Annotated in this window: 19 protein-coding genes, 1 pseudogene and 1 other annotated feature; of the genes and pseudogenes, 18 read left to right on the top strand and 2 right to left on the bottom strand. The window is 44.3% G+C overall.

From position 1 onward, the window contains the following. Positions 1–392: 392 nt before the first annotated feature. The 5 genes and pseudogenes from hsdR (at position 393) to NYE38_RS13720 (ending at position 7,979) form a co-directional block, all read left to right on the top strand. Entirely contained in the window at positions 393–3,599 is a 3,207-nt protein-coding gene (gene hsdR, locus NYE38_RS13740; protein ID WP_017418302.1) for a type I restriction-modification system endonuclease, read from the top strand. Between the two features lie 132 nt (positions 3,600–3,731). Continuing rightward, a complete protein-coding gene (locus NYE38_RS13735) occupies positions 3,732–5,162 on the top strand; it encodes an N-6 DNA methylase (RefSeq protein ID WP_017418301.1) in 1,431 nt (476 codons plus the stop codon). Then, entirely contained in the window at positions 5,159–6,616 is a 1,458-nt protein-coding gene (locus NYE38_RS13730) for a restriction endonuclease subunit S (protein WP_017418300.1), read from the top strand. Before NYE38_RS13735 ends, NYE38_RS13730 begins: the two co-directional genes overlap by 4 nt. Before the next feature lie 258 nt (positions 6,617–6,874). Continuing rightward, a pseudogene (locus NYE38_RS13725) lies at positions 6,875–7,186 on the top strand (recombinase family protein); the annotation flags it as partial. 607 nt (positions 7,187–7,793) lie between these two features. Beyond that, positions 7,794–7,979, top strand: coding sequence for a hypothetical protein (locus tag NYE38_RS13720; RefSeq protein WP_007408136.1), 186 nt, complete (start codon positions 7,794–7,796; stop codon positions 7,977–7,979). 39 nt (positions 7,980–8,018) lie between these two features. Here the strand turns inward: NYE38_RS13720 and NYE38_RS13715 are convergent, their stop codons facing one another. Continuing rightward, positions 8,019–8,369 (bottom strand): hypothetical protein, encoded by a 351-nt coding sequence (locus tag NYE38_RS13715; RefSeq protein WP_025649695.1) that lies wholly within the window; start codon positions 8,367–8,369, stop codon positions 8,019–8,021. A gap of 422 nt (positions 8,370–8,791) precedes the next feature. After that, positions 8,792–9,043, top strand: a binding site (T-box leader). Positions 9,044–9,162: 119 nt separating this feature from the next. Here NYE38_RS13715 and ilvB point away from each other — a divergent pair. From ilvB to yihA, 13 genes are all read left to right on the top strand, one after another. Then, positions 9,163–10,887, top strand: coding sequence for an acetolactate synthase large subunit (gene ilvB / locus NYE38_RS13710; protein ID WP_025649694.1), 1,725 nt, complete (start codon positions 9,163–9,165; stop codon positions 10,885–10,887). Further along, a complete protein-coding gene (ilvN, locus tag NYE38_RS13705; RefSeq protein ID WP_003152598.1) occupies positions 10,884–11,402 on the top strand; it encodes an acetolactate synthase small subunit in 519 nt (172 codons plus the stop codon). The genes ilvB and ilvN overlap by 4 nt, the downstream gene beginning before the upstream one ends. Before the next feature lie 22 nt (positions 11,403–11,424). Further along, positions 11,425–12,453 carry a ketol-acid reductoisomerase gene (gene ilvC, locus NYE38_RS13700; RefSeq protein WP_014418562.1) on the top strand — a complete coding sequence of 343 codons (1,029 nt, stop codon included), beginning with the start codon at positions 11,425–11,427 and terminating at the stop codon, positions 12,451–12,453. Further along, positions 12,440–13,996, top strand: a complete 1,557-nt coding sequence (locus NYE38_RS13695; RefSeq protein WP_017418295.1) for a 2-isopropylmalate synthase — start codon at positions 12,440–12,442, stop codon at positions 13,994–13,996. Before ilvC ends, NYE38_RS13695 begins: the two co-directional genes overlap by 14 nt. A 20-nt stretch (positions 13,997–14,016) precedes the next feature. Beyond that, a complete protein-coding gene (gene leuB / locus NYE38_RS13690; protein ID WP_014418560.1) occupies positions 14,017–15,114 on the top strand; it encodes a 3-isopropylmalate dehydrogenase in 1,098 nt (365 codons plus the stop codon). A gap of 49 nt (positions 15,115–15,163) precedes the next feature. Then, a complete protein-coding gene (gene leuC, locus NYE38_RS13685; protein WP_340802225.1) occupies positions 15,164–16,582 on the top strand; it encodes a 3-isopropylmalate dehydratase large subunit in 1,419 nt (472 codons plus the stop codon). 15 nt (positions 16,583–16,597) lie between these two features. Further along, positions 16,598–17,197: a 3-isopropylmalate dehydratase small subunit gene (gene leuD / locus NYE38_RS13680; RefSeq protein WP_007408146.1), complete on the top strand. Its 600-nt coding sequence runs from the start codon at positions 16,598–16,600 to the stop codon at positions 17,195–17,197. Positions 17,198–17,314: 117 nt separating this feature from the next. Beyond that, positions 17,315–18,319, top strand: a complete 1,005-nt coding sequence (gene ddcA, locus NYE38_RS13675; protein ID WP_007408147.1) for a DNA damage checkpoint antagonist DdcA — start codon at positions 17,315–17,317, stop codon at positions 18,317–18,319. Positions 18,320–18,534: 215 nt separating this feature from the next. Beyond that, the gene (gene tig, locus NYE38_RS13670; RefSeq protein ID WP_003152618.1) at positions 18,535–19,809 is read left to right on the top strand and encodes a trigger factor; all 1,275 of its coding nucleotides are present in this window, start codon (positions 18,535–18,537) and stop codon (positions 19,807–19,809) included. 271 nt (positions 19,810–20,080) lie between these two features. Then, complete coding sequence (clpX, locus tag NYE38_RS13665; protein ID WP_007408149.1) at positions 20,081–21,343, top strand: ATP-dependent protease ATP-binding subunit ClpX; 1,263 nt, start codon at positions 20,081–20,083, stop codon at positions 21,341–21,343. A 150-nt stretch (positions 21,344–21,493) separates the two neighbouring features. Then, entirely contained in the window at positions 21,494–23,152 is a 1,659-nt protein-coding gene (lonB, locus tag NYE38_RS13660) for an ATP-dependent protease LonB (protein ID WP_007612897.1), read from the top strand. A 198-nt stretch (positions 23,153–23,350) separates the two neighbouring features. Next, entirely contained in the window at positions 23,351–25,675 is a 2,325-nt protein-coding gene (lon, locus tag NYE38_RS13655; protein ID WP_007612896.1) for an endopeptidase La, read from the top strand. After that, complete coding sequence (gene yihA, locus NYE38_RS13650) at positions 25,672–26,259, top strand: ribosome biogenesis GTP-binding protein YihA/YsxC (protein WP_003152626.1); 588 nt, start codon at positions 25,672–25,674, stop codon at positions 26,257–26,259. Before lon ends, yihA begins: the two co-directional genes overlap by 4 nt. Before the next feature lie 32 nt (positions 26,260–26,291). Here yihA and NYE38_RS13645 read toward each other — a convergent pair whose 3' ends face one another. Beyond that, complete coding sequence (locus NYE38_RS13645) at positions 26,292–26,783, bottom strand: hypothetical protein (RefSeq protein ID WP_017418292.1); 492 nt, start codon at positions 26,781–26,783, stop codon at positions 26,292–26,294. Positions 26,784–26,949 lie beyond the last annotated feature (166 nt).

Below are 26,949 nucleotides of genomic sequence, written 5' to 3'. Positions count from 1 at the left end.
CACTGAGGAGGAGGAAGTATTTATTAGACTCTTCTACACGCAGCAAGAACTTGAAGATATCTTTGCTGGCTATGACTTGGGAGTTAAGAGGTTACACTTGCAGAATCTATATATGGAGCGGATGCGGCAATTATTCGATTTATATAACCTAAAAGGCACAAACTTTGTAGGAGTCTCTTAATTGAGGCTCTTCTTTTTATCGATCAAATCTGATGTCGCAGCTCCGATATTTAAACAATAACTAATAAAACCCGTCTTTTATTCACTTGGTTAAAGAATGAACCTAAACTAAGGAGCAGAGTAGAAAAAAGAGCGATACATATTATTCCTAATTTTTGCATGATTATAGTATAATAGACACAAACAACCTTTTAGGAAAACCGGTGATAACAATGAGTGGCAACTTTTCATTTTTTCAAGGGAAATGGGATGTACTTGCTAACTTGGGAGAGACAGCTGAGAGAAATGTATATCATGACCCCCATACAACAGTAATGAAACTGCGATTGTTCGCTGAAACACTAACTAAATTTATTCTTGCCGCTGAAAATATTAAAGAGGCATATGGTACAACGCAAGTGGATCGCATTAACACTTTGCGTCGGGAAAGGTTACTTGAGCCTGAATTAATTGATATATTAGAGGCTCTTCGTCGCAAAGGGAATGTAGCGATGCATGAAGCGGATTATGGAAAAGTAGAAGAAGCAAAGGCTTTGTTGCAATTAACGTTCCGCTTGTCCATTTGGTTCATGGAGGTATATGGTGATTGGGATTTTCAAGCACCAGAGTATACAGAACTTCAAGAACAAACAGAACAGAGTACAGAAACACTTCAGCGAGAATATGAGGAGAAAGTCAAAAAACTTGAAGAAGAATTAGAGGCAATTCGTCGACAGGCGGAAGTGGAACAAGAAGAGGTAAAAATCGAGCGTAAAAAAATATCCAAAAACTTTATGCGTCGACAGCAATTAACTGAAGCCGAAACGCGTACGATTATTGATGGAAAACTACGTGCTGTTGGATGGGAAGTAGACACAACTGTACTCAATCATCAAAAGAACGGAACGCTGCCAGAGAAAAATCGAAACATGGCAATTGCTGAATGGAAGGTCAATGGCGGCAGGATTGACTATGCGTTGTTTATTGGCTTAAAGCTTGTTGGCTTTATTGAAGCTAAGGCAAAAAAGAAAACGATTCCTGGCGCATTAGAAAGTCAAACAAAAGTGTATGCAAAAAATGCGGCACAAGTCGAAGATGAAGTCATCACACCTACAACAGGTGAATATAAGGTGCCGTTCTTATACGCAACGAACGGCCGACCATACTTGAAACAACTTCAAGAAGAGTCGGGCATCTGGTTTTGGGATTCACGTAAACCGTTAGAACATGCTCGCCCATTAGAAGGCTGGCATTCACCTGACGACTTGCAGCTTCTTCTTAGTCAAGATGATAAGGATGCGAATAAACGATTAGAAGAAGAGGATATTACGAAGTTTGGTTTGCGTCATTATCAGCAAAGAGCGGTACTTTCCGCTGAAGAGGGATTAAAAGAAGGGCAACGAAGAATGCTTATTGCGATGGCAACTGGAACTGGGAAAACTCGTACAGCTATCGCCCTCATGTATCGCTTAATTAAGTCCAAAAAATGTCGTCGTATTCTTTTCCTTGTAGACCGTAATTCGTTAGGAAAACAGACAGAGGATGCACTTAAGGATACAAAAATTGAAGGCTACTCATTTGCTGATATATACGATGTGAAGTCTTTAGAAGACATGTCTCCAGAAGTTGAAACGAAGGTGCAAATTGCGACGGTGCAGGGAATGGTTAGAAGACTTTTCTATAGCGATAACGAAAAGCTTCCAAGTGTCGGGCAGTATGATTTCATCATTGTAGATGAAGCACATCGTGGCTATACAAGTGACAAAGAAATGTCAGAGGAAGAATTGAAATTCCGTGACCAAAATGATTATATTAGCCAATATCGACGTGTAATTGATTATTTTGATGCGGCATGTTTAGGACTTACTGCAACACCAGCTCTTCATACAACAGAGATTTTTGGTATGCCTATTTTTAAGTATTCTTATAGTGAAGCGGTTCTGGATGGCTACTTAGTTGACCATGAACCACCATATCTGTTTAAGACAGAACTTTCACAAGTCGGCATTACTCTTGAAAAAGACGAAGAAGTTGAAGTGTATGATGTTGATAAAGGCGAGATTCAACTAGAAAAAATGGAAGATACCATTCATTTTGAGGTTGAGCAGTTTAATAAACGGGTAATTACTGAACCTTTTAATCGGGCGGTTCTAAACAAACTGGTTGAATACATTGATCCGACAGGAAAAGAGAAAACTCTTATCTTTGCAGCCACTGACCAACACGCAGATTTGGTTGTTCGGTTATTAAAGGAAGCCTTTAAAGAACGTGGCGATGAAATTGAAGATGATGCTATTATGAAAATTACTGGCTATATCTATAAGCCATTAGATGCCATTAAAAGGTTTAAGAACGAGCGGCTGCCAAATGTCGTTGTAACGGTTGATTTACTCACCACAGGCATTGACGTTCCTCCAATAACAAATCTAGTATTCTTACGGCGTATACAGTCTCGTATTCTTTATGACCAAATGCTTGGACGTGCAACCCGTCTTTGTCCCGACATTGGAAAAACACACTTTAACATTTACGATGCAGTGGGCATCTACGATAAATTGCAAAGCTATACGGAGATGAAACCTGTTGTAAAGAAACAAAATTACAGTATCGTTGAACTATATGAATCACTTGCCAATGCTACTGCAGAAGATGAAGCTTCGTTTTATCGTAACCAATTGGCAGCGAAAATTCAGCGTCGCAAGCAAAGGCTGAATGAAGAAGGAAAACAAAAGTTTGAAGAATTGTCGAATGGAAAAAATGTGGATGAGTGGGCGAAAGAAATTCAGTTATATACTCCGCAAGAAGCAAAACAGCACAACATGTTATTTGAATATATGGAAGCCTATCGGGTAAAAGGCGAGAAACGATATATCTCCAACAAAGAGGATGAAGTAACAGATGTGGTTCGGGGATATGGTGAAGGAAACAAGAGACCAGAAGATTATTTAGAAGGTTTCGTTCGTTTTATCCAAGAAAATATTAATGAAATTCCCGCTCTTCATCTTATTTGCACACGACCGAAAGATTTAACAAGGCAGGATTTACGAGAACTTATTACCATTCTAGAAACGAAAGGCTTTAAGCAATCGCATTTGCAGACAGCTTGGAAGCAGACAAAAAATGAAGACATTGCAGCAGACATTATTAGCTTTATTCGCCAAGCTGCATTAGGTGAAGCACTAGTTGCCCATGAAGCACGTATTAAACAAGCGATGCAAAAAGTGTATTCACTGCATGATTGGACTCCAAGACAGAAGAAATGGTTAGAGAGAATAGAAAAGCAATTACTTAAAGTGCCTGTATTAGCACCGACTGCAGAAGAGGCATTCTCGGAAGAACCATTTAAAACTCCGGGCGGCTATAAATTGCTGAAGCGGGAGTTCGGTGACTATATTGATACGGTTGTTACCACTATAAATGAGAACCTTTATATTAGTTAACAATGTGCCTCTTCATAGGGGCACTTTTTCAGTTATAATAGATAAGTTACTTTATCTTTGATTTTCACTTTAATGAGGTTTGAATGAGAATCCAACATTAAAATATACTCGGAGTTAGCAGGAGGCTGAAAAATGAACAACCAAGAAATCGTTCAAAAACTATGGAATTTATGTAATGTGTTACGTGATGATGGGATTACCTATCAGCAATATGTAACAGAGTTAACCTACTTATTATTCCTCAAAATGATGAAGGAGCAGGAAACAGAAGGTGTGATTCCAGAAGGATATCGATGGGATGATTTGTTAGAAAAAGAAGGTTTGGAATTAAAGACATTTTATCAGCGATTATTACTTGAATTAGGAAGCAGTGAAAATGAGCGGCTGCGTCTAATATACAGTGATGCTTCTACAAGTATTGCTGAGCCGAAAAACTTAGAGAAGATTATTAAATCGATTGATGCCCTTGATTGGTACAATGCAAAAGAAGAAGGACTGGGCAATCTTTATGAAGGATTGTTAGAGAAGAATGCCAGTGAAAAGAAATCGGGAGCGGGGCAATACTTCACACCTCGTGTATTAATTGATGTGATGGTTCAATTAATTGACCCGAAAATTGGTGAGCGGTGTGCTGACCCTGCAGCTGGAACATTCGGTTTCATGATTGCTGCAGACCAATATTTAAAGAATCAAACAGATGATTACTTTGATATAGAACCACAAGAAGCCGAGTTCCAAAAGAAAGAAGCCTTTGTAGGGATGGAACTTGTTAAAGATACGCATCGTCTGGCACTCATGAATGCGTTGCTTCATAATATCGAAGGTCGTTTGGAACAAGGAGACACGTTATCGGGCAACGGGAAATGGATGAAGAACTTTGATGTTATTTTAACAAATCCGCCGTTCGGTACAAAAAAAGGCGGGGAACGGGTATCCCGTGACGATTTAACGTTTGAAACATCGAATAAACAGTTGAATTTCTTACAGTTGATTTATAACGCTTTAAAAGATGATGGAAATGCAAGAGCAGCGGTTGTCTTGCCCGACAACGTGTTGTTCGAAAGTGGTATTGGCGCACAAATTCGTCGTGACTTGATGAACAAGTGTAATCTACACACGATTTTACGCTTACCAACAGGAATTTTTTATGCGCAAGGTGTAAAAACGAATGTCTTATTCTTTACAAGGGGAACAACAGACCAAGATAACACGAAAGATGTTTGGGTCTATGACCTTCGCACAAATATGTCTTCATTTGGAAAACGTAATCAGCTAACGATGGCTCATTTTGAAAACTTCATGAAGGCATATGTGGCAGAAGACCGATCGAAAGTGGAAGATGAACGTTGGAACAAGTTTTCGCGAGAAGAAATTGCAAAGAAGAATGACAGTCTAGATATCGGATTGATTGCTGACGAGTCTTTATCATCATATGAAAACCTACCAGACCCTATTGAATCGGCAGAAGAGGCGATTGCGAAACTTCAACAAGCAATGGATTTATTAGGTGAAGTAGTTGAGGAGTTACGTGCTGTTGAAGAGGATGAGGTGGTCAAACAGTGAGTAAGAAGAAAGAAACCGTCGATGAGTTATTAGAAGAAGTATTATTGCCAGAGGATGGGCAGACGCACGAAGTTCCTGAGAATTGGGTATGGGTAAAGTCAGAATTTGTTGCTAAATGGGGTTCTGGAGGTACACCTTCCCGAAAAAATTCAGAGTATTATAATGGAAACATACCTTGGTTAAAAACAGGTGAGTTGAGAGATACTGTTATACTTGATTCGGAAGAAAAAATTACAGAAGAAGGACTCAAAAAATCTAGTGCAAAACTCTTTCCAAAAGATTCAGTGGCTATTGCCATGTATGGTGCGACAATAGGTAAACTTGGAATCTTAGGAATAGATGCTGCCACTAATCAAGCTTGTGCGGTGGGAGTTCCGTATGCTTTGACGGATAAAAAATTTATGTTTTATTATTTTCTAACTCAAAGAAAAAACCTTATTAATAGAGGTAAAGGTGGAGCACAGCCAAATATTTCTCAGACAATTATTAAAGAATTTCCGTATATTCTCCCCCCTATAAACGAGCAAAAACGGATTGTTGACAAAATAGAGCACCTTTTAAATAAAATTGAAGAAGCAAAGCAGTTGATTGAAGAAGCGAAGGAAACGTTTGAACTTCGTCGAGCGGCAATTTTGGATAAGGCGTTTAGGGGAGAGTTGACGAGGAAGTGGCGAGAAGAACACCCTGATATAGAAAATGCAGAAGTGTTATACGATAAAATAATTAGTCTAATTAAGCCTGAAAAATTCGAGATTATTGAAGAGCAAAGTGAGTATATTCCATGTAAATGGAAATGGGTCAGGCTGGGAGAAGTTGTACAAGTAAATCCCCCAAAGAAAAAGTTAAATGAAGTATCTGAAGAACAAAAATGTACATTTATACCGATGCCTGCAGTGAGTGATAAAACTGGTAAAATCGAAGAACCAGAAGAAAGAGAATATGGAAAAGTTAAAAAAGGCTATACGTTTTTTTTAGAGAATGATGTACTGTTTGCTAAGATTACCCCTTGTATGGAAAATGGAAAATCAGCTATAGCTAGACAATTAAAAAACGGATTTGGCTATGGTTCAACAGAATTTCATGTTTTACGTACTTCTGAGTATGTGAATGAACAGTATATTCACTATTTGGTTCGTTCACAAAGGTTTAGGGCAGAAGCTAAGAGAGAAATGACGGGAGCGGTTGGTCAGCAACGAGTGCCAAAAGAATTTTTATTGAACTATCCATTTCCTCTACCTCCTAAAGAGGAACAAGATGCTATTGTAAACATTTTGGATGATATCTTCGCTAAGGACAATTATTCAAAATTCAATCTTCAACTCGAATCTGAGTTGGACATATTGAAACAATGCATCCTTTCGAAAGCTTTTCGTGGCGTACTTGGAACAAATGTTCCAAGTGAAGAAAGTGCTGTTGAATTGCTAAAAGAAGTGCTACAAGAACAAGTAAAATAGTTATAAGAAGGCATCCAAATTAATTGGATGTCTTTTATGCTTGCATACATGCCAAGTTGTGGAATTGGTTTGATACAGAAACCACTCTCATTCACAAACTGACAATCGGTAAATTTCCGACACGACTCACATTATCAATATGATTTAGCAAGGTGAAGTAATAAGAATTGTAGTGAAACCCTATTCAAGCTCGATAATGATATCGATAGCAGAGGGGTAGACTTATAAGTGATATCAAAGAAAAGGGTGGAATCAATTATGGACAACAAAGAATTTGGATACGTTAGAGTAAGCAGTAAAGACCAAAATGAAGCACGACAACTGAATAGTATGTATGCTCTTGGAATTGATGAGCGTGATATTCATATCGATAAGCAAAGCGAGAAAGACTTCAATAGACCTCACTACCAAGCTTTGAAATTGCGTTTGCGAAAAGGAGATACGTTATACATACATTCATTAGATAGGCTAGGTCGTAACAAAGAGAGGATTTTAAACGAGTGGAAAGATATCACACAGAGCATTAAAGTACATATTGTTGAAATGGATATGCCATTGTTGTATACACAATGACTCATCGATTCTTTCATAGCTTACTTGGTGTTACAGGTATTATCGTGGGTTGCATCAGCATCGCAATAGGGACAGCATTCTTTGTTATCTCTCATGAAACCACTCCTTTAAATAAATACCTTTACGTTTTATAGCAGATTTAAGTACAACTGTTTTACCTTTTAAATAGGGTTGTTTTCTACTATATGAATGCTTGAATTATAAAGTGTAAGCAAATATAATAGAAAGTAAGTCAATCGGTCAAAGTTCGGAAAGTGACCGTTATACATGAACGTAACGATAGCGATATGTAAAGGATGAAGGCCGGATAGAGCAACGGCCTTCTAAGCCGTCGGTCGGGAGTTCGAATCTCTCCTGGGACGTATAAAAACCTCAAGCCCTGACAATGGGCTTGAGGTTTTTTTGTATTTTATTTTACGAAACAAAAGTTCCGTATTTGATGAAAATTGTAAAGTAATTTTAATATAAATGAAACTTAATGTAATATTTACCATAATAAATATATGTATAAAGATACTTAAGGCGCCCTTGAGTGATAAATTATCTAATTTCTATCATACATTTTGTCAATGATTGATAGAAAGACAGCAGGAGGAATTAGCTTTTGAAGTACGCATTTGCATATAAAAATCACAATATAGAAACAATCTTTTGCGGAAAAGACGAGCTGTTTGAGGAACTGAAACAATTTTTAATCACTCAATGCGGTTTAATCATTGTTGAGGTTTCAAGGGCTGATTACTATACGGAGCAGGAAATGAATCAATGGAATGACCGTTATACTCTGTGAATAAGAAAAGAAACCGGCCGTGTGAGACCGGTTTTTGTATCATCTGAATCCGCTCGGAGCGCTGAAGCCCCCGGCATGGCCGCTGAAACCGCCCCCGAGCGCGCCGGGATGTGCCCCGGCGCCGAGGCTTCCGCCGACGTCACTGAAGGATTGGCCGTAGTACCCGGATGTATAAGGGTATGGGACGAATTGCTGTCCGGCGAATGACAGCGTGCTTTGCGGGGTCTGCTGTCCGTATCCGGATGACGGGAATCCCTGCTGAAAAGAAGGGCCGCCTTGATATGGTGCTGTATGCATCGGGGCCGGAGGATAATAAGACTGCGGCGGTAAGACCGGTAAAGGCGGAAATCCGGGAGGCAGGCCCTGCATGCCTGATAACATCTTATTCATGACATCACTCATTTCTTACGAGATAAGAACAGTGTATGCGTATGTCTGTAGAAAGAGCCTGTTCAATCGAACAGAATATCTGACAAGCATGCCGGAAGGACAGAGAAAAATTGTGTAATAAAATGTGACATATTCGTATATGAACGGAAAAATTTCATGTAATCTTGAGAGATTAATAAAAAAATGATAAAAACTTTTAATATTTACAGATCCCTTTGTACCAGTAATGAAAGCGTATACAAAGTAGATTGATTAATCTAAATTGTCTAATAATTATAAAAATGCTGTTGACACTGTCTGCAAACGGGCGTAATATGAGTTCAAACAAAAATAAATAAATGATTCACGCTAAAAAGAAAAATCATAAAACACTGAAAAAACAAACAAATGAAGGTTCTTTTTTAATAAAAGAGCTGCCATAATAAAAAGCGCAGAAGAGGATAAGTAGCTTTGCTGAAGTTTTTCACAGAGATCCGGTAACGCTGAGAGCCGGTAAAACAAATCAAAGTGAACTCCCCTCAGAGTGCCGGTCTGAAATGTAAAGAGTAGGACTCGGCCGAGTGAACACAATGTTTACTCGTTATCAAAACGGATAATCATTATCCATGAGACGGTCTACATATGACCGTAAACAAGGGTGGTACCGCGGAGAGCAAAGCCTTTTCGCCCCTTTTGGCTATCGCATGAAATGCTTGGCTGAATGTGGGTGGGAAGGCTTTTTTATTTGCGTCAGCCGGCGCTGCGTTTTATGAATTGGATTTTAGAAGGGAACATTGAAAAGGAGGAACTGAAAATGGGCACAAATGTACAGGCGGATTCTTTGTCTGCTGAATGTACAAAAACAATGAACGGGGCTCTGATGCTGATTGAATCATTAAAGAAAGAAAATGTCGAGATGATCTTCGGCTATCCGGGAGGAGCCGTCCTTCCGATTTACGATAAGCTGTATCAGTCGGGATTGGTTCACATCCTGCCCCGCCACGAGCAAGGCGCGATTCACGCGGCAGAAGGGTATGCGCGAATCTCCGGAAAGCCGGGGGTTGTGATTGCAACCTCAGGACCCGGCGCGACAAATTTAGTTACCGGTCTTGCGGATGCGATGATTGATTCACTGCCGCTCGTAGTATTTACCGGGCAGGTGGCCACTTCGGTCATCGGCAGCGACGCTTTCCAGGAAGCCGACATTTTAGGAATTACGATGCCGATTACGAAACACAGCTACCAAGTCCGCCGTCCGGAAGATCTCCCCCGTGTGATTAAAGAGGCTTTCCATATCGCCACGACGGGAAGACCGGGCCCGGTATTAATTGATATACCGAAGGATGTCGCAGCATTTGAAGGAGAGTTCAGATATGATCACGAGATCAGCCTTCCGGGTTATCAGCCGGTAAAAGAGCCTAACTATCTGCAGATCCGAAAGCTCGTGGAAGCTGTCAGCAGTGCGAAAAAGCCGGTTATTTTAGCCGGAGCGGGTGTTTTGCACGGTAAAGCTTCAGAAGATTTAAAAAATTATGCCGAACAGCAGCAAATACCGGTAGCCCACACGCTTCTCGGTCTGGGCGGTTTCCCGGCAGACCATCCTCTTTTTCTGGGAATGGCGGGGATGCACGGCACATACACAGCGAATATGGCGCTTTACCACTGTGACTTGTTGATCAGCATCGGAGCGCGGTTCGATGATCGCGTGACCGGAAATCTGAAGCATTTTGCAAAATCGGCCAAAGTAGCGCATATCGATATTGATCCTGCTGAAATCGGAAAAATTATCGAAACGCAGATTCCGGTGGTCGGCGACAGTAAAATCGTCCTTCAGGAATTATTGAAGCAAAACGGAAAACAGGGACAAACAGAGGAATGGAAACAGCAGCTTTCAGAATGGCAAGAAGAATATCCGCTTTGGTATACAGACAACAGAGAAGAGGGCTTGAAACCCCAAAAGCTGATTGAGTATATTCACCAATTCACAAACGGAGAGGCGATTGTGGCGACGGATGTCGGCCAGCACCAGATGTGGGCGGCTCAGTTTTATCCTTTCCGAAAGGCTGATAAGTGGGTGACCTCGGGGGGGCTCGGCACAATGGGCTTCGGCCTTCCGGCGGCTATCGGAGCGCAGCTGGCCGATCGTAACGCCACGGTCGTTGCCATCCTCGGAGACGGCGGTTTTCAGATGACCCTTCAGGAATTAGATGTCATCCGGCAGCTGAATCTTCCTGTCAAAGTGGTTATCTTGAACAACGAATGTCTGGGCATGGTCAGACAGTGGCAGGAAATCTTCTATGAAGAACGCTACTCTGAATCCAAATTCTCGGCGCAGCCTGACTTTGTCAAATTGTCAGAAGCCTACGGCATTAAAGGCGTCCGGATTTCATCGGAAGAAGAGGCGGAAGAAGAGCTTAAAAAGGCGCTTTCATCAAAAGAACCGGCCGTTATTGACGTCCGGGTCGCCAAAAGCGAGAAAGTATTCCCGATGATTGCGCCGGGTAAAGGACTTCATGAAATGGTGGGGGTGAAACCTTGAAACGCATTATCACATTAACGGTGGTCAACCGCTCGGGAGTATTAAACCGGATCACCGGCCTGTTTACAAAAAGACACTATAATATCGAAAGCATCACTGTAGGCCACACGGAAACAAGCGGTGTTTCAAGGATTACATTTGTCGTCCATGTGGAAGGCGAAAATGACGTAGAGCAGCTGACAAAGCAGCTTAACAAACAAATTGACGTCCTGAAAGTGACGGATATTACAAACCAATCAATTGTACAGCGTGAGCTGGCATTAATCAAAGTTGTTTCCGCACCGTCGGCCAGAACGGAAATCAATGGAATCATTGAGCCGTTCAGAGCTTCCGTCGTTGATGTCTCAAGAGACAGCATCGTCGTTCAGGTTACCGGCGAATCTAATAAAATCGAAGCGCTCATAGAGCTTCTCAAACCTTACGGAATTAAAGAAATCGCGAGAACGGGCACAACGGCTTTTGCGAGGGGAACCCAGCAGAAGGCGTCATCCAATAAAACAATTTCAATTGTATAACACAAAAAAGGGAGAGATTAAAATGGTAAAAGTATATTATAACGGTGATATCAAAGAGAACGTATTGGCAGGTAAAAAAGTTGCGATTATCGGTTACGGTTCACAAGGTCACGCACACGCGCTGAACTTAAAAGAAAGCGGAATTGATGTCATTGTCGGCGTCAGACAAGGCAAATCATTTACACAGGCCCAAGAAGACGGTCATAAAGTCTTTTCGGTAAGAGAAGCGGCTGCCCAGGCTGATATCATTATGGTTCTTCTTCCGGATGAACAGCAGCAAAAAGTATATGAATCTGAAATCAAAGATGAATTGACGGCGGGCAAGTCATTGGTATTCGCACACGGATTTAACGTCCATTTCCATCAGATCGTGCCTCCTGCTGATGTGGATGTATTCCTTGTCGCCCCTAAAGGACCTGGACACCTTGTCAGAAGAACATATGAACAAGGCGCGGGCGTACCGGCATTGTTTGCCATCTACCAGGATGTATCAGGCGAAGCGAAAGATACGGCTCTTGCTTATGCAAAAGGAATCGGCGGAGCGCGTGCGGGCGTTCTTGAAACAACATTTAAGGAAGAAACGGAAACGGATTTGTTCGGTGAGCAGGCTGTTCTGTGCGGAGGTTTAACAGCGCTTGTCAAAGCGGGTTTTGAAACGCTGACAGAAGCCGGCTACCAGCCTGAACTCGCATACTTCGAGTGTCTGCACGAACTGAAGTTGATCGTAGACTTGATGTATGAAGAAGGATTGGCGGGCATGAGATACTCTATCTCCGATACGGCTCAATGGGGAGACTTTGTATCAGGACCGCGCGTAGTCGATGCGAAGGTAAAAGAATCGATGAAACAAGTATTAACGGATATTCAAAACGGTACATTCGCAAAAGAATGGATCGTGGAAAACCAAGTGAACCGTCCTCGTTTCAATGCGATCAATGCAAGTGAAAACGAGCATCAGATTGAAAAGGTCGGCAGACAGCTTCGTGAAATGATGCCGTTTGTCAAACAAGGCAAAAAGAAGGAAGCGGTGGTCTCCGTTGCGCAAAATTAATGTTTTCGACACGACCCTTCGTGACGGTGAACAATCCCCCGGGGTCAACCTCAATTCCCGGGAGAAACTGGCGATAGCCAAGCAGCTTGAAAGACTCGGGGTGGACATTATTGAAGCGGGATTTCCCGCTTCATCCCGAGGTGATTTTTTAGCCGTGCAGGAAATCGCAAGAACGATTAAAAATTGTTCGGTAACAGGGCTTGCCCGATCTGTCAAAGGTGACATCGACGCAGCCTGGGAAGCGCTGAAAGACGGGGCCAGCCCGCGGATTCACATCTTTATCGCCACCTCTGGCATTCATCTGAAGCATAAGCTGAAAATGACGCGGGAAGAGGTTAAGGAAAAAGCGGTTGAAATGGTGAAGTATGCAAAAGAACGCTTTCCGATCGTTCAATGGTCAGCAGAAGACGCATGCCGCACCGAACTTCCGTTTCTGGCTGAAATCGTAGAAAAAGTGATTGATGCCGGCGCGAGCGTCATCAACCTGCCGGACACTGTAGGTTACCTGACGCCGGCTGAATACGGAAACATCTTTAAATATATGAAGGAACACGTTCCGAATATCGGCCGGGTAAAGCTTTCAGCCCATTGCCACGATGATCTCGGAATGGCGGTTGCCAACTCACTTTCGGCAATTGAGAACGGCGCAGATCAAATTGAATGCGCCATTAACGGCATAGGAGAAAGAGCCGGGAACGCCGCGCTAGAGGAAATCGCCGTTGCGCTTCATGTCAGAAATGACGCGCATCAAGCCGATTCATCCCTCAATCTTCATGAATTGAAGCGGACGAGTGATCTTGTCAGCAAACTGACGGGCATGGCCGTTCCCCGCAATAAAGCAATCGTCGGAGATAACGCTTTCGCACATGAGTCCGGCATTCACCAAGACGGTTTCCTGAAAGAAAAATCAACATATGAAATCATTTCACCGGAACTTGTCGGCGTGACTGCTGATGCGCTCGTACTCGGAAAGCATTCCGGACGCCATGCGTTCAAAGACCGCCTGAATGCGCTTGGATTCCAGTTTGATAGTGAGGAAATCAATAAATTTTTTACGATGTTTAAAGAACTGACCGAAAAGAAAAAAGAAATCACCGATGATGACTTGATTTCTCTTATTTTAGAAGAAAAAGTGACGGACAAAAAAATCGGCTATGAATTTTTGTCTCTGCAAGTGCATTACGGGACGTCTCAGGTGCCGACTGCAACAGTCTCTTTGAAAAATCAGGAAAACGAACAGCTGATTCAAGAGGCGGCAACGGGGGCGGGCAGCGTAGAAGCCGTTTATAATACGCTCGGGCGCTGCATCGATAAAAATATTGAACTGACAGACTACCGCATCCAATCCAACCGGAAAGGCGAAGACGCGCTGGCTCAAGTTTTTGTCAGAGTGACCGTGAACGGAAAAGAAACATCAGGGCGGGGAATCGCGCAGGATGTTCTGGAAGCTTCTGCTAAAGCTTATCTGAACGCCGTGAACCGGCAGTTGGTGCTGGATTGCAATTTAGACGGATTAAAGAGACAGACTGCGGTCGGCTCGTAATAGAAAGGAGAACGTTTGATTTGAAAAAACGCATTGCTTTGCTGCCCGGTGACGGAATCGGACCGGAAGTGGCGGAATCAGCGGCAGATGTATTGAAAAGCGTTGCCGAACAATTCGGACATGAATTTGAATTTGAAAACGGGCTGATCGGGGGAGCGGCCATTGACGCCCATCAAAACCCCCTTCCTGAGGAGACGGTGGCTCTTTGTGAAAGATCTGACGCCATCCTGCTCGGGGCAGTCGGCGGGCCGAAATGGGACCAAAATCCTCCAGAGCTCAGACCGGAAAAAGGCCTGCTTGGCATCAGAAAAAAACTCGGCCTGTTTGCCAATCTGCGTCCCGTGACCGTATTTGAAAGCCTGTCTGAAGCGTCTCCGCTGAAAAAAGAATATATCAGCGGCGTCGACTTTGTAATCGTCAGGGAACTGACGGGCGGCCTCTACTTCGGAGAACCGAGCAGACAGTATGTCAATGAAGCGGGAGAAAAGGAAGCGGTCGATACCCTTTTTTATAAGAAAGAAGAAATCGAACGCGTTGTAAGAGAAGCCTTTAAGATGGCTGCCGGCAGAAAAGGAAAAGTGACGTCCGTCGATAAGGCGAATGTGCTTTCTTCAAGCAGGCTATGGCGGGAAACAGCGGATGAAATCGCAAAAGAATTTCCTGATGTGACGCTTGAACATATGCTTGTCGATAATGCCGCGATGCAGCTCATCTATGCTCCGAGCCAGTTTGACGTCATCGTAACTGAGAATATGTTCGGCGATATTTTAAGCGATGAAGCCTCCATGCTGACAGGCTCGCTCGGCATGCTGCCGTCAGCCAGTTTATCAAGTTCAGGTCTTCACTTGTTTGAACCCGTGCATGGATCTGCGCCTGACATCGCCGGTAAAGGGATGGCCAATCCGTTTGCGGCGATTTTATCAGCGGCGATGCTTTTGAGAACATCTTTCGGACTTGAAAACGAAGCTCAGGCGGTGGAAAAGGCGGTCGCAAAGGTGCTTGCAGACGGCAGCCGTACACGTGATATCGCCCGGGACGGCCAATATGCCGGAACGCATGACATTACTGAAAAAGTAAAAGCCGCATTAGCCGGCTCGAATACAAAATCTATAGTGTGACGCTTTAAAGAAAGCAGTCTTAGTTCATAGGTAGAGGGAGGAAACAAAGATGATGCCTCGAACAATCATCGAAAAGATTTGGGATCGGCATATTGTAAAAAGCGGTGAAGGAAAACCCGACCTTCTCTATATTGATCTGCACCTAATTCATGAGGTGACGTCTCCTCAGGCGTTTGAAGGGTTAAGGCAGAAGGGGAGAAAGGTCAGACGGCCGCAGAACACATTCGCGACGATGGACCACAATATTCCGACCGTCAACCGTTTTGACATTAAAGATGAAGTCGCAAAGCGCCAAGTAACCGCGCTTGAACGGAATTGTGAGGAGTTCGGCGTCCGTCTTGCGGATCTTCACAGCGCAGACCAGGGAATCGTTCACGTGGTCGGGCCTGAGCTTGGTCTGACACTTCCGGGAAAAACGATCGTTTGCGGAGACAGCCATACATCGACTCACGGCGCGTTCGGAGCGCTTGCCTTCGGTATCGGCACAAGTGAGGTGGAACATGTTCTTTCCACACAGACATTATGGCAGCAACGGCCGAAAACGCTTGAAATCCGCGTTGACGGAACGCTCCAAAAAGGAGTGACCGCGAAGGATGTCATCTTGTCGGTCATCGGAAAATACGGGGTGAAATTCGGTACCGGATATGTCATTGAATACACCGGGGAAGTATTCAGAAACATGTCTATGGACGAACGCATGACGGTCTGCAATATGTCAATAGAAGCGGGAGCACGGGCGGGACTGATCGCTCCAGATGACACGACGATTGAATATTGTAAAAACCGTAAATACGCGCCAAAAGGCGAGGAATTTGAAAAAGCCGCCGCAGAATGGAAAGCGTTACAAACCGATCCGGGCGCCGTATACGATCATTCCATCGTGTTAGACGGCAGCGAGATTTCTCCAATGGTAACATGGGGCGTCAATCCCGGCATGGTTCTTCCGGTCGATGCCCAAATACCGGCGCCGGAAACCATTGATTCTGAAGACGGTAAAAAAGAAGCCATCCGCGCGTACGAATACATGGGAATCGCGCCGAATCAAAAAATTGAAGATATTAAAGTCGAGCATGTGTTTATCGGCTCCTGTACAAATTCGCGGATGACCGATCTTCGCCAGGCTGCGGATATGATCAAAGGCCGAAAAGTCGCTGACAGCGTCAGGGCCATTGTGGTGCCGGGTTCTCAAAGCGTGAAACAGCAGGCCGAGGAAGAAGGGCTGCACCGCGTGTTTCTCGAGGCCGGCTTTGAATGGAGAGAATCAGGCTGCAGCATGTGCCTCAGTATGAACAATGATGTCGTGCCTGAAGGGGAACGATGCGCTTCCACTTCCAACCGCAACTTCGAAGGCAGACAGGGAAAAGGCGCGAGAACACACCTTGTCAGTCCGGCGATGGCGGCAATGGCGGCCATTCACGGGCATTTCGTCGATGTAAGAAAGTTTTATCAAGAAAAAACAGTTGTGTAAGGAGTGCGCGAAAAGATGGAACCTTTAAAAACGCATACGGGAAAAGCGGCCGTCTTAAACCGGATCAACGTCGATACGGACCAGATTATTCCGAAACAGTTTTTGAAAAGAATTGAAAGAACCGGATACGGCAGATTCGCGTTTTTTGATTGGAGATACCTTGAGAACGGTGAGCCTGACCCTGAATTTGAATTAAACCGTAAAGTCTATGAAGGCGCGTCCATATTAATTGCCGGAGAGAATTTCGGCTGCGGATCATCCCGTGAACACGCTCCTTGGGCGTTGGATGATTACGGCTTCAAAATCATCATTGCTCCGTCATTTGCCGATATTTTTCATCAAAACTGTTTTAAAAACGGTATGCTTCCCATCCGTATGCCGTATGATCAGTGGAAAAAACTCGCCGGCCAATATGAAAATCAGTCTCTTAACATGACGGTTGATTTGGAAAACCAGCTCATTCATGACAGTGAAGGAAAAGAGATTTCATTTGAAGTCGATCCTCACTGGAAGGAAATGCTGATTAACGGTTATGATGAAATTTCATTAACACTTCTGCTGGAGGACGACATTCAGCAGTTTGAATCGAAAAGGAGTTCATGGCTTCAAGCCTGAAAAAAGCTGCCCGGCATCTGTCCGGCAGCTTTTTTTACCGTGCGCACCATCCTTTCTTGTGTTTCCTGACGCGTGTTGATACACTTGAACAAAATAGCGCCTGAAAGGAAATAAAGTATGACGCATGACAAGAAAAAAGCTGATATCATTCCTTTCCCCCGTCTGAAAGAACGCTTGGTTGATAAAGGGATGGCCGCCATGAAGGATAAACAGTATCAGGAGGCCCTCGAACTGTTTTCAGAGGCGGTAAGCCACGGTGATACCGAGTCCGACGTACATTTAGGCATGGCGATTTGTTTTCTGGAACTCGGGGAATTGGAAGAAGCAAAACAAGTTTGCGAGAAAATGCTGAATGAAGGGTACGGCCATTATTTTACCGTACTGCAGGTGTATATGACCATTTTAATTCAGCTGAAACAATATGAAGAAGTCAAAAGCACAATTGAAGCTGTGCTGGAAGAAAACCAGCTGCCCGCAGAAAGTGCGGAGCAATTCTACCGGCTGCTCGAATTCAGCCGCAAAATGACCGATCCCGACCAGCAGGATGAAGCATGGGAGGAGGAATACGAGGACATTCTTGATGCGGAAAAAGTGCTGAACAGCCCCGCTGAACAAATGAATCTGATTCATTCTCTTAAAGACCGCAATATTGCAAAATACACGGGTCTCTTAAAAACAATTCTTCAAGATCCGGGCGCTCATCCTCTTATCAAGACGATGATTTTGACGCTGATGGCGGACCATGACTACAGCAAGCCGGTCCATATTACAAAATTCGGCGATTCAATGACCGCGGTTCCGAGTGAAACGGTTCAGCCTGATGCGGCTCCGGTTTTGCATCGCGTTCTCCGGGTGCTTGATGAAACGCTCGGCAATGAAAACCCTACATTATACGCTGCCGTCGAGGAGCTGTGGAGAAGGCATCTGTACGTCCTGCACCCTTTTATGCCGAAGTTTTTGAACGCAGATTTATGGGCGGCGGCGCTTCATAAGGTCGGTTACGAGATGCACGGCATTGACATTGAGCCGGAGGAACTTCACATGATGTACGAGTTTGACAGCCGCGAACTCGAAGAAGCCTGCACGATGATTAAGGATATTGAAGAAATTTCTTATTTGTAAATCACACCATATAGTTGAAAGCGGTAGGCGTTATGTTATAATATAGTGGTTGTATTTATGTATAGCGGTTTAACTGAAATGAGAATTACGGTTGGACAGGCTGCCAGTTCATTACATAATGATTCTGATTCAAGCGGTTTTTTCTTTGACAAAGCCGCGGATTGCTTTAGAATGGAAGACCGACACAACCTGAATAGATTTTTGGAGGGAAACACATGTCTGTAAAATGGGAAAAACAAGAAGGCAACGAAGGCGTATTAACGGTTGAAGTTGACGCGGATACGTTCAAAACAGCTCTTGATGATGCATTTAAAAAAGTAGTAAAACAGGTTTCTATTCCTGGATTCCGCAAAGGGAAAGTTCCCCGCGGTTTATTCGAACAGCGTTTCGGCGTTGAAGCTCTTTACCAGGATGCTTTAGATATTTTACTTCCTGTAGAATACCCTAAAGCGGTTGAAGAAGCCGGCATCGAACCTGTAGACCGCCCTGAAATCGATGTTGAAAAAATCGAAAAAGGCGAAAGCTTGATTTTCACTGCAAAAGTGACTGTAAAACCGGAAGTGAAACTTGGCGACTACAAAGGCTTAGGAATCGAAAAAGATGACACTGCCGTTACTGACGAAGATGTACAAAACGAACTTAAAGCTCTTCAAGAGCGTCAGGCTGAGCTTGTCGTGAAAGAAGAAGGCGCTGTTGAAAACGGCGATACAGTCGTTCTTGACTTCGAAGGTTTCGTTGACGGCGAAGCGTTTGAAGGCGGAAAAGCTGAGAACTACTCACTTGAAGTAGGATCAGGTTCATTCATCCCGGGCTTCGAAGAGCAGTTAACAGGCCTTGAAGCAGGCGCTGAAAAGGATGTTGAAGTAACATTCCCTGAAGAGTACCACGCTGAAGAGCTTGCCGGAAAACCAGCTGTTTTCAAAGTGAAAATTCATGAAATCAAAGCGAAAGAGCTTCCTGAGCTTAACGACGAATTCGCAAAAGACATTGACGAAGAAGTTGAAACGCTTGCTGAATTAACTGAGAAAACAAAAAAACGCCTTGAAGAAGCAAAAGAAAACGAAGCTGACGCTAAATTGCGTGAAGAGCTTGTTCTGAAAGCATCTGAAAACGCTGAAGCTGATGTTCCTCAAGCGATGATCGACACTGAGCTTGACCGCATGCTGAAAGAATTCGAACAGCGTCTGCAAATGCAAGGCATGAACCTTGAGCTTTACACTCAATTCTCAGGCCAAGACGAAAACGCGTTAAAAGAGCAAATGAAAGAAGATGCCGCAAAACGCGTAAAATCAAACCTGACTCTTGAAGCGATCGCTCAAGCAGAAAACCTTGAAGTAACGGACGAAGAAGTTGAAGCTGAGCTGACTAAAATGGCTGAAGCTTACAACATGCCGGTTGAAAACATCAAGCAGGCAATCGGTTCAACTGACGCGATGAAAGAAGATTTAAAAGTTCGAAAAGCAATTGATTTTCTTGTAGAAAACCGTTAATATGGTTCATAATAATAGACATAATAAAACAGGGCGCGATTAATTCGTGCCTTGTTTTGTACAATTATGATATAACTCTTTTTCTTGGGGCAAGATAGTCATTGCCGGGCTGTTTTTCGTCATACATATAGAATGTGCAAGTGCGAAACACATTGTTACCGTCTTACTGGAAAGTATGGTAAAATGCAATACATACTCGATCGTAGCAAGAACCGTTTTCTTTTGCCCTTCAGGTAAAAGAAAAAGTGAGACAAGATTAAGGGGTGAAAGAATGTTTAAATTCAACGAGGAAAAAGGACAATTGAAATGCTCGTTCTGCGGAAAAACGCAAGATCAGGTTCGTAAGCTGGTTGCAGGACCGGGTGTATATATATGCGACGAATGTATCGAGCTCTGTACAGAAATCGTAGAGGAAGAGCTTGGTACAGAAGAAGAAGTCGAATTTAAAGACGTTCCGAAGCCGCAGGAAATCCGTGAGATTCTGAATGAATATGTCATCGGACAGGATCAGGCGAAGAAATCACTTGCGGTTGCGGTATACAACCATTACAAACGCATCAATTCCAACAGTAAAGTGGATGATGTCGAGCTTTCTAAAAGTAATATTTCTTTAATCGGGCCGACTGGAAGCGGGAAAACACTTCTTGCCCAGACGCTTGCGCGTATTCTGAATGTGCCGTTTGCGATCGCGGACGCTACATCTCTGACTGAAGCCGGATATGTCGGTGAGGACGTAGAAAACATCCTCCTCAAGCTGATTCAGGCAGCAGACTATGATGTGGAAAAAGCAGAAAAAGGCATTATTTATATCGATGAAATCGATAAAGTAGCGCGAAAATCTGAAAACCCGTCCATTACACGCGACGTATCAGGCGAAGGCGTTCAGCAGGCGCTGCTGAAAATTCTTGAAGGAACGGTTGCAAGCGTGCCGCCTCAAGGAGGACGCAAACATCCTCATCAGGAATTCATCCAGATCGATACGACGAACATTCTGTTCATTTGCGGCGGTGCATTTGACGGCATCGAACAAATCATCAAACGCCGTCTCGGACAAAAAGTCATCGGCTTCGGCTCTGATAATAAAGCGGCAGATCTGGAAAAAGAAGAACTGCTTTCTAAAGTTCTTCCGGAAGACTTGCTCCGTTTCGGTCTGATTCCTGAATTCATCGGCCGTCTTCCTGTCATTGCAAGCCTTGAGCAGCTTGACGAAACGGCACTGGTTGAAATTCTGACTAAACCGAAAAACGCACTCGTCAAACAATACAAGAAAATGTTAGAACTTGATGATGTCGAGCTTGAATTTGAAGACGAGGCATTATCTGAAATTGCGAAAAAAGCGATCGAGCGTAAAACAGGCGCACGCGGCCTGCGTTCTATCATTGAAGGCATCATGCTTGACGTCATGTTTGATCTGCCGTCCCGCGATGATATTGAAAAATGTGTCATTACCGGAGCGACAGTCGCAGACGGTGAAGCACCGCGTCTTGTATTAAAAGACGGCACAGTTGTCGGCCAAGATAAAACATCAGCATAACATGACAAAACCTCCTGACCCGAATTGATCAGGAGGTTTTTTTTCTTGTCCTGACCCTTCTGAAAATGTTTATTCCGGGCTTTGCTGGGAGATACTAGCGGACAGAGGAATGAATTGGATACATAAATCGTTTTTTCAGGAGGGACCAGCATGAGTTGGACAGGGATCGCATTATTTGTACAGCTGTTTTTCGGAATAGTCATCGGATTATATTTTTGGAATCTGCTCAAAAACCAGCGTACACAAAAAGTGACGATAGATAAAGAATCAAAAAAAGAAATGGAACAGCTGCGCAAAATGCGCGCCATCAGTTTATCAGAACCTTTATCAGAAAAGGTGCGGCCGAAAAGCTTTCAGGACATTGTCGGCCAGGAAGACGGAATTAAAGCGTTAAAAGCAGCGCTTTGCGGACCGAACCCGCAGCACGTCATTATTTACGGTCCTCCGGGAGTCGGTAAAACGGCTGCGGCGCGGCTGGTATTGGAAGAAGCGAAAAAACATAAACAGTCACCGTTTCAAAAGCAGGCTGTTTTTGTTGAACTTGATGCGACGACCGCGCGGTTTGATGAACGGGGGATTGCCGATCCGCTTATCGGTTCAGTGCATGATCCCATTTATCAGGGAGCGGGTGCGATGGGCCAAGCAGGCATTCCGCAGCCGAAACAGGGGGCTGTGACCCATGCTCACGGCGGGGTATTGTTTATTGATGAAATCGGCGAGCTTCACCCGATTCAGATGAATAAAATGCTGAAGGTGCTTGAAGATCGAAAAGTATTTTTAGACAGTGCGTATTACAGTGAAGAAAATACGCAAATACCGAATCACATTCATGATATTTTTCAAAATGGGCTTCCGGCAGATTTCCGTTTGATCGGAGCGACAACGAGAATGCCGAATGAAATTCCGCCGGCCATCCGTTCGCGCTGTCTTGAAGTATTTTTCCGCGAGCTGGAAAAGGATGAACTTAAAATCGTTGCGAAAAAAGCAGCCGACAAAATTCAGAAAGAGATTTCTGACGAAGCTCTCAGTGTGCTGACCACATATACGAGAAACGGACGTGAAGCCGTCAATATGATCCAGATCGCCGCCGGCATGGCGGTGACTGAGGACAGACAGGAAATTACGACAGAAGATATAGAATGGGTTGTTCATTCCAGTCAGCTTACGCCTAAAAATGAGCAGAAAATCGCCGATGAACCGCAAGTCGGCATCGTGAACGGACTTGCTGTCTACGGGCCGAACAGCGGCGCATTGCTGGAAATCGAAGTGAATGTCACACCTGCGCAGGACAAAGGAAGCCTGAATATCACGGGAATTGCAGAGGAAGAAAGCATCGGCAGCCAATCGAAGTCGATCCGCCGCAAAAGCATGGCGAAGGGATCTGTGGAAAATGTTCTGACGGTTCTGCGCACAATGGGCATCAAACCTTCAGACTATGACATTCACGTCAATTTTCCGGGCGGAGGCCCGATTGACGGACCTTCAGCAGGTATCGCGATGGCCGCGGGGATTTTTTCCGCGATTCACCGCATCCCGATCGACCATACGGTGGCGATGACGGGAGAAATCAGCCTGACGGGGCTTGTCAAACCGATCGGCGGCGTCATTCCGAAAATTAAAGCCGCAAAACAGGCCGGAGCAAAAACGGTCATTATCCCATATGAAAATCAGCAGTCCATTTTGAAACGAATAGACGGAATCACCATTAAAGCGGTAAAAACGTTCCAGGAAGTGCTGGACGTCATATTGGTTGACCCTCCTTCAGAACAAAAACCGTTTGATATCCAAATGAATAAAGAATCCGTATAAACCCCATTTTTATAATGGGGTTTTTTTATGGAGGACATCTTTTCCTTTTTCAGAACAGAAAGAAAGGGTATACTACGAAGAGACTGTTTTATATACAGGGCAGGCGGATAAGCCGATTTTGCCCGATCCCGGAATTGTACAACGATGAAAAAGTTGTATTATAATGGTTCATACTAAAGTCACGGAGGTGTCAGTCACATGGCAGAAGATACAAAACGCAGCATCCCGCTCCTCCCTTTAAGAGGCTTATTGGTATACCCGACAATGGTTTTACATTTAGATGTAGGCCGTGACAAGTCGGTTCAGGCTCTTGAACAGGCAATGATGCATGATCATATGATTTTTTTAGCCACTCAGCAGGATATTTCGATAGACGAACCGGGTGAAGAGGATATTTTCGCCGTCGGCACTTATACAAAAATTAAACAGATGCTGAAGCTGCCCAACGGTACGATCAGAGTGCTTGTAGAAGGAATTCAGCGGGCGCAGATCCTTGAATACACCGAGCTCGAAGATTATACTTCGGTCGATATACAGCTGATGCATGAGGATGATTCAAAAGACGTGGAAGACGAAGCGCTTATGCGGACGCTGCTGGACCATTTTGACCAGTACATAAAAATTTCTAAAAAAATCTCCGCAGAAACGTATGCGGCTGTGACTGATATTGAAGAGCCCGGCAGAATGGCGGATATCGTCGCTTCTCATCTCCCGCTGAAATTAAAGGACAAGCAGGACATTTTAGAAACGGCGGATATTAAAGAACGTCTGAATAAGGTCATTCGTTCCATTCATAATGAAAAAGAAGTGCTGGAGATTGAGAAAAAAATCGGTCAGCGCGTCAAACGTTCGATGGAACGCACTCAAAAGGAATACTACTTGCGTGAACAGATGAAAGCCATTCAGAAGGAGCTTGGCGACAAAGAAGGAAAAACCGGCGAAGTTCAGTCGCTCACGGAAAAGATAGAAGAAGCAGGCATGCCTGAGCGTGTCAAAGAAACGGCGCTTAAGGAATTAAGCCGTTACGAAAAAGTGCCGTCAAGCTCAGCGGAAAGCTCTGTTATCCGCAACTATATTGACTGGCTCATCGCCCTTCCGTGGTCGGATGAAACAGAAGATAAACTTGACATTAAAAAAGCCGGGGAAATCTTAGATAAAGAGCATCACGGCTTAGAGAAAGTGAAAGAGCGGATTTTGGAGTATTTGGCCGTGAAACAGCTGACGAAAACGCTGAAAGGGCCGATTCTTTGTCTGGCCGGACCTCCGGGAGTCGGTAAAACATCTCTTGCAAAATCAATCAGTACGAGCATGGGGCGCCGTTTTGTGAGAATTTCACTGGGCGGAGTGCGCGATGAGTCTGAAATCCGCGGGCACCGGCGTACATACGTCGGAGCGATGCCGGGCCGTATTATACAGGGGATGAAAAAAGCCGGTAAACAAAATCCCGTCTTTCTCCTGGATGAGATCGACAAAATGTCGTCTGATTTCAGAGGCGATCCGTCTTCGGCGATGCTTGAGGTGCTGGATCCGGAACAAAACAGCACATTCAGCGACCACTATATTGAAGAGACGTTCGATTTATCGAAAGTGCTGTTTATCGCGACTGCGAATAACCTTGCTTCCATACCGGGACCTCTCAGAGACAGAATGGAGATTATCAGCCTGTCAGGCTACACTGAAAACGAAAAGCTGGAAATCGTGAAGGACCACCTGCTTCCGAAACAAATCAAAGAGCACGGGCTCACAAAGAGCAACCTGCAGATTCGGGACCAGGCGATTACGGACATCATCCGCTACTATACGAGGGAAGCCGGCGTGAGAACGCTTGAACGCCAGATTGCCGCCATTTGCCGAAAGGCTGCGAAAGCCATTGTGTCTGAGGAGAGAAAACGCATTACCGTTACAGAGAAAAATCTGGCCGACTATCTCGGAAAACGGATATTCAGATACGGACAGGCGGAAACCGAAGATCAAATCGGGGTTGTCACGGGGCTCGCGTATACGACGGTCGGCGGAGATACGCTGTCAATCGAAGTGTCATTGTCACCGGGAAAAGGAAAGCTGATTCTGACCGGGAAGCTTGGAGATGTCATGCGGGAATCAGCGCAGGCCGCTTTCAGTTATGTCCGCTCGAAAGCGGAACAGTTCGGAATCGACCCGAAATTCCATGAGAAGTATGACATTCATATCCATGTCCCTGAAGGAGCGGTGCCGAAAGACGGCCCTTCTGCCGGAATTACGATGGCCACGGCGCTCGTTTCAGCATTAACGGACCGTGCGGTAAAACGCGAAGTCGGTATGACGGGAGAAATCACGCTGCGGGGCCGCGTGCTTCCGATCGGCGGACTGAAAGAAAAGGCGCTCGGCGCGCACAGAGCGGGCCTGACTACTATTATTGCGCCTAAAGATAACGAAAAAGATATAGAGGATATTCCAGAAAGCGTCAGAGAAGGACTGAAGTTTATATTCGTTTCTCACCTGGATGACGTTTTGGAACATGCCTTAGTAGGAGAGAAGAAATGAAAGTCACAAAGTCAGAAATCGTGATCAGCGCGGTCAAACCCGAACAGTACCCTGATGGGGGGCTTCCGGAAATCGCGCTGGCGGGAAGATCAAATGTAGGAAAGTCATCTTTTATCAATTCATTAATCAATCGGAAAAACTTGGCCAGAACGTCATCAAAACCGGGGAAAACACAGACCTTAAACTTTTACATCATCAATGATGAATTGCATTTTGTCGACGTTCCCGGGTACGGATTTGCGAAAGTTTCCAAAAGCGAGCGGGAAGCATGGGGGAGAATGATTGAAACCTATATGACGACCCGCGAAGAGCTGAAAGCCTGCGTGCAGATTGTCGACCTCAGGCACGCGCCGTCTGCTGAAGACGTGAACATGTATGAATTCCTGAAGTATTACGGCATTCCCGTCATCGTTATCGCGACAAAAGCGGATAAGATTCCAAAAGGAAAATGGGACAAGCACTTAAAGGTTGTCAAACAGACGCTTGATATGGATCCTGAAGATGAGCTGATTTTATTTTCCTCTGAAACGAAAAAAGGCAAAGATGAAGCATGGGGAGCCATTAAAAAAATGATCAGCCGATAATGAAAAACCCAAAACGCAGTGCGTTTTGGGTTTTATCGTATAGTTTTGTTCCGCTTGATAAACAATAATAAAAGGCTGATTCCGATGAAAACATACGGCCAGTATGTTTTGAAGTGTTCCGTCGGAATATGGACGGACTCCAGCCACGCCGTAATTTGTTTAAAGAAGTATAAAAAGAGGGAAAAACCAATCATGGCAGCCGCTTCGTATACATATTCTTTTCTGGCTGCCGCAAATAAGGAGAATCCGAAGACGAAGAGAATCATTTCAAAATCTCCCGGCCACCATGAGAGCTCAGGTTTGGCGAAAAAGTGTAAACCTATGCCGAAAAGAAGCAAGCCGATCAGGACGTGAGGCCCGGCCGCTTCCTTTTTGCCCTGATACAAGAGCACGGCGCCCAAGAGCATAAGGAGCACCGGCCATTCCCCCTGATTCGCAAACAGGTGAACCTGTCCGCTCTGAAGCCATGCGAATAATGAAGCGGCAAGCAGAAGTCCCGGTAATAAAATTGATGTTTTTTTCATCCTGTCACCTACCCGCAGTAAAGGATTTTTAGTATGATGATTAAGTGGAAACGAGCTTTTTATACTATAGCATAACATTTTTGAAATCTGTTCACATTTTCCCGAAGAAACTATGTTATAATTATTATAAATAATAAATTCTATGTTAGAATGATTATAAATAAAT

Source organism: Bacillus sp. EU63, assembly GCF_038592915.1.
GTDB classification, from domain to species: Bacteria; Bacillota; Bacilli; order Bacillales; family Bacillaceae; genus Bacillus; species Bacillus velezensis.
This window is presented reverse-complemented; position numbering and strand designations above follow the sequence as displayed.

Coding starts and splice junctions, on each gene's coding strand:
- NYE38_RS13645 (WP_017418292.1), bottom strand. CDS start 26,783: ATGAAAAAAACATCAATTTTATTACCGGGACTTCTGCTTGCCGCTTCA.
- NYE38_RS13715 (WP_025649695.1), bottom strand. CDS start 8,369: ATGAATAAGATGTTATCAGGCATGCAGGGCCTGCCTCCCGGATTTCCG.
- ddcA (WP_007408147.1), top strand. CDS start 17,315: ATGACGCATGACAAGAAAAAAGCTGATATCATTCCTTTCCCCCGTCTG.
- lon (WP_007612896.1), top strand. CDS start 23,351: ATGGCAGAAGATACAAAACGCAGCATCCCGCTCCTCCCTTTAAGAGGC.
- yihA (WP_003152626.1), top strand. CDS start 25,672: ATGAAAGTCACAAAGTCAGAAATCGTGATCAGCGCGGTCAAACCCGAA.
- leuC (WP_340802225.1), top strand. CDS start 15,164: ATGATGCCTCGAACAATCATCGAAAAGATTTGGGATCGGCATATTGTA.
- hsdR (WP_017418302.1), top strand. CDS start 393: ATGAGTGGCAACTTTTCATTTTTTCAAGGGAAATGGGATGTACTTGCT.
- lonB (WP_007612897.1), top strand. CDS start 21,494: ATGAGTTGGACAGGGATCGCATTATTTGTACAGCTGTTTTTCGGAATA.
- NYE38_RS13735 (WP_017418301.1), top strand. CDS start 3,732: ATGAACAACCAAGAAATCGTTCAAAAACTATGGAATTTATGTAATGTG.
- tig (WP_003152618.1), top strand. CDS start 18,535: ATGTCTGTAAAATGGGAAAAACAAGAAGGCAACGAAGGCGTATTAACG.
- clpX (WP_007408149.1), top strand. CDS start 20,081: ATGTTTAAATTCAACGAGGAAAAAGGACAATTGAAATGCTCGTTCTGC.
- ilvB (WP_025649694.1), top strand. CDS start 9,163: ATGGGCACAAATGTACAGGCGGATTCTTTGTCTGCTGAATGTACAAAA.
- leuD (WP_007408146.1), top strand. CDS start 16,598: ATGGAACCTTTAAAAACGCATACGGGAAAAGCGGCCGTCTTAAACCGG.
- ilvC (WP_014418562.1), top strand. CDS start 11,425: ATGGTAAAAGTATATTATAACGGTGATATCAAAGAGAACGTATTGGCA.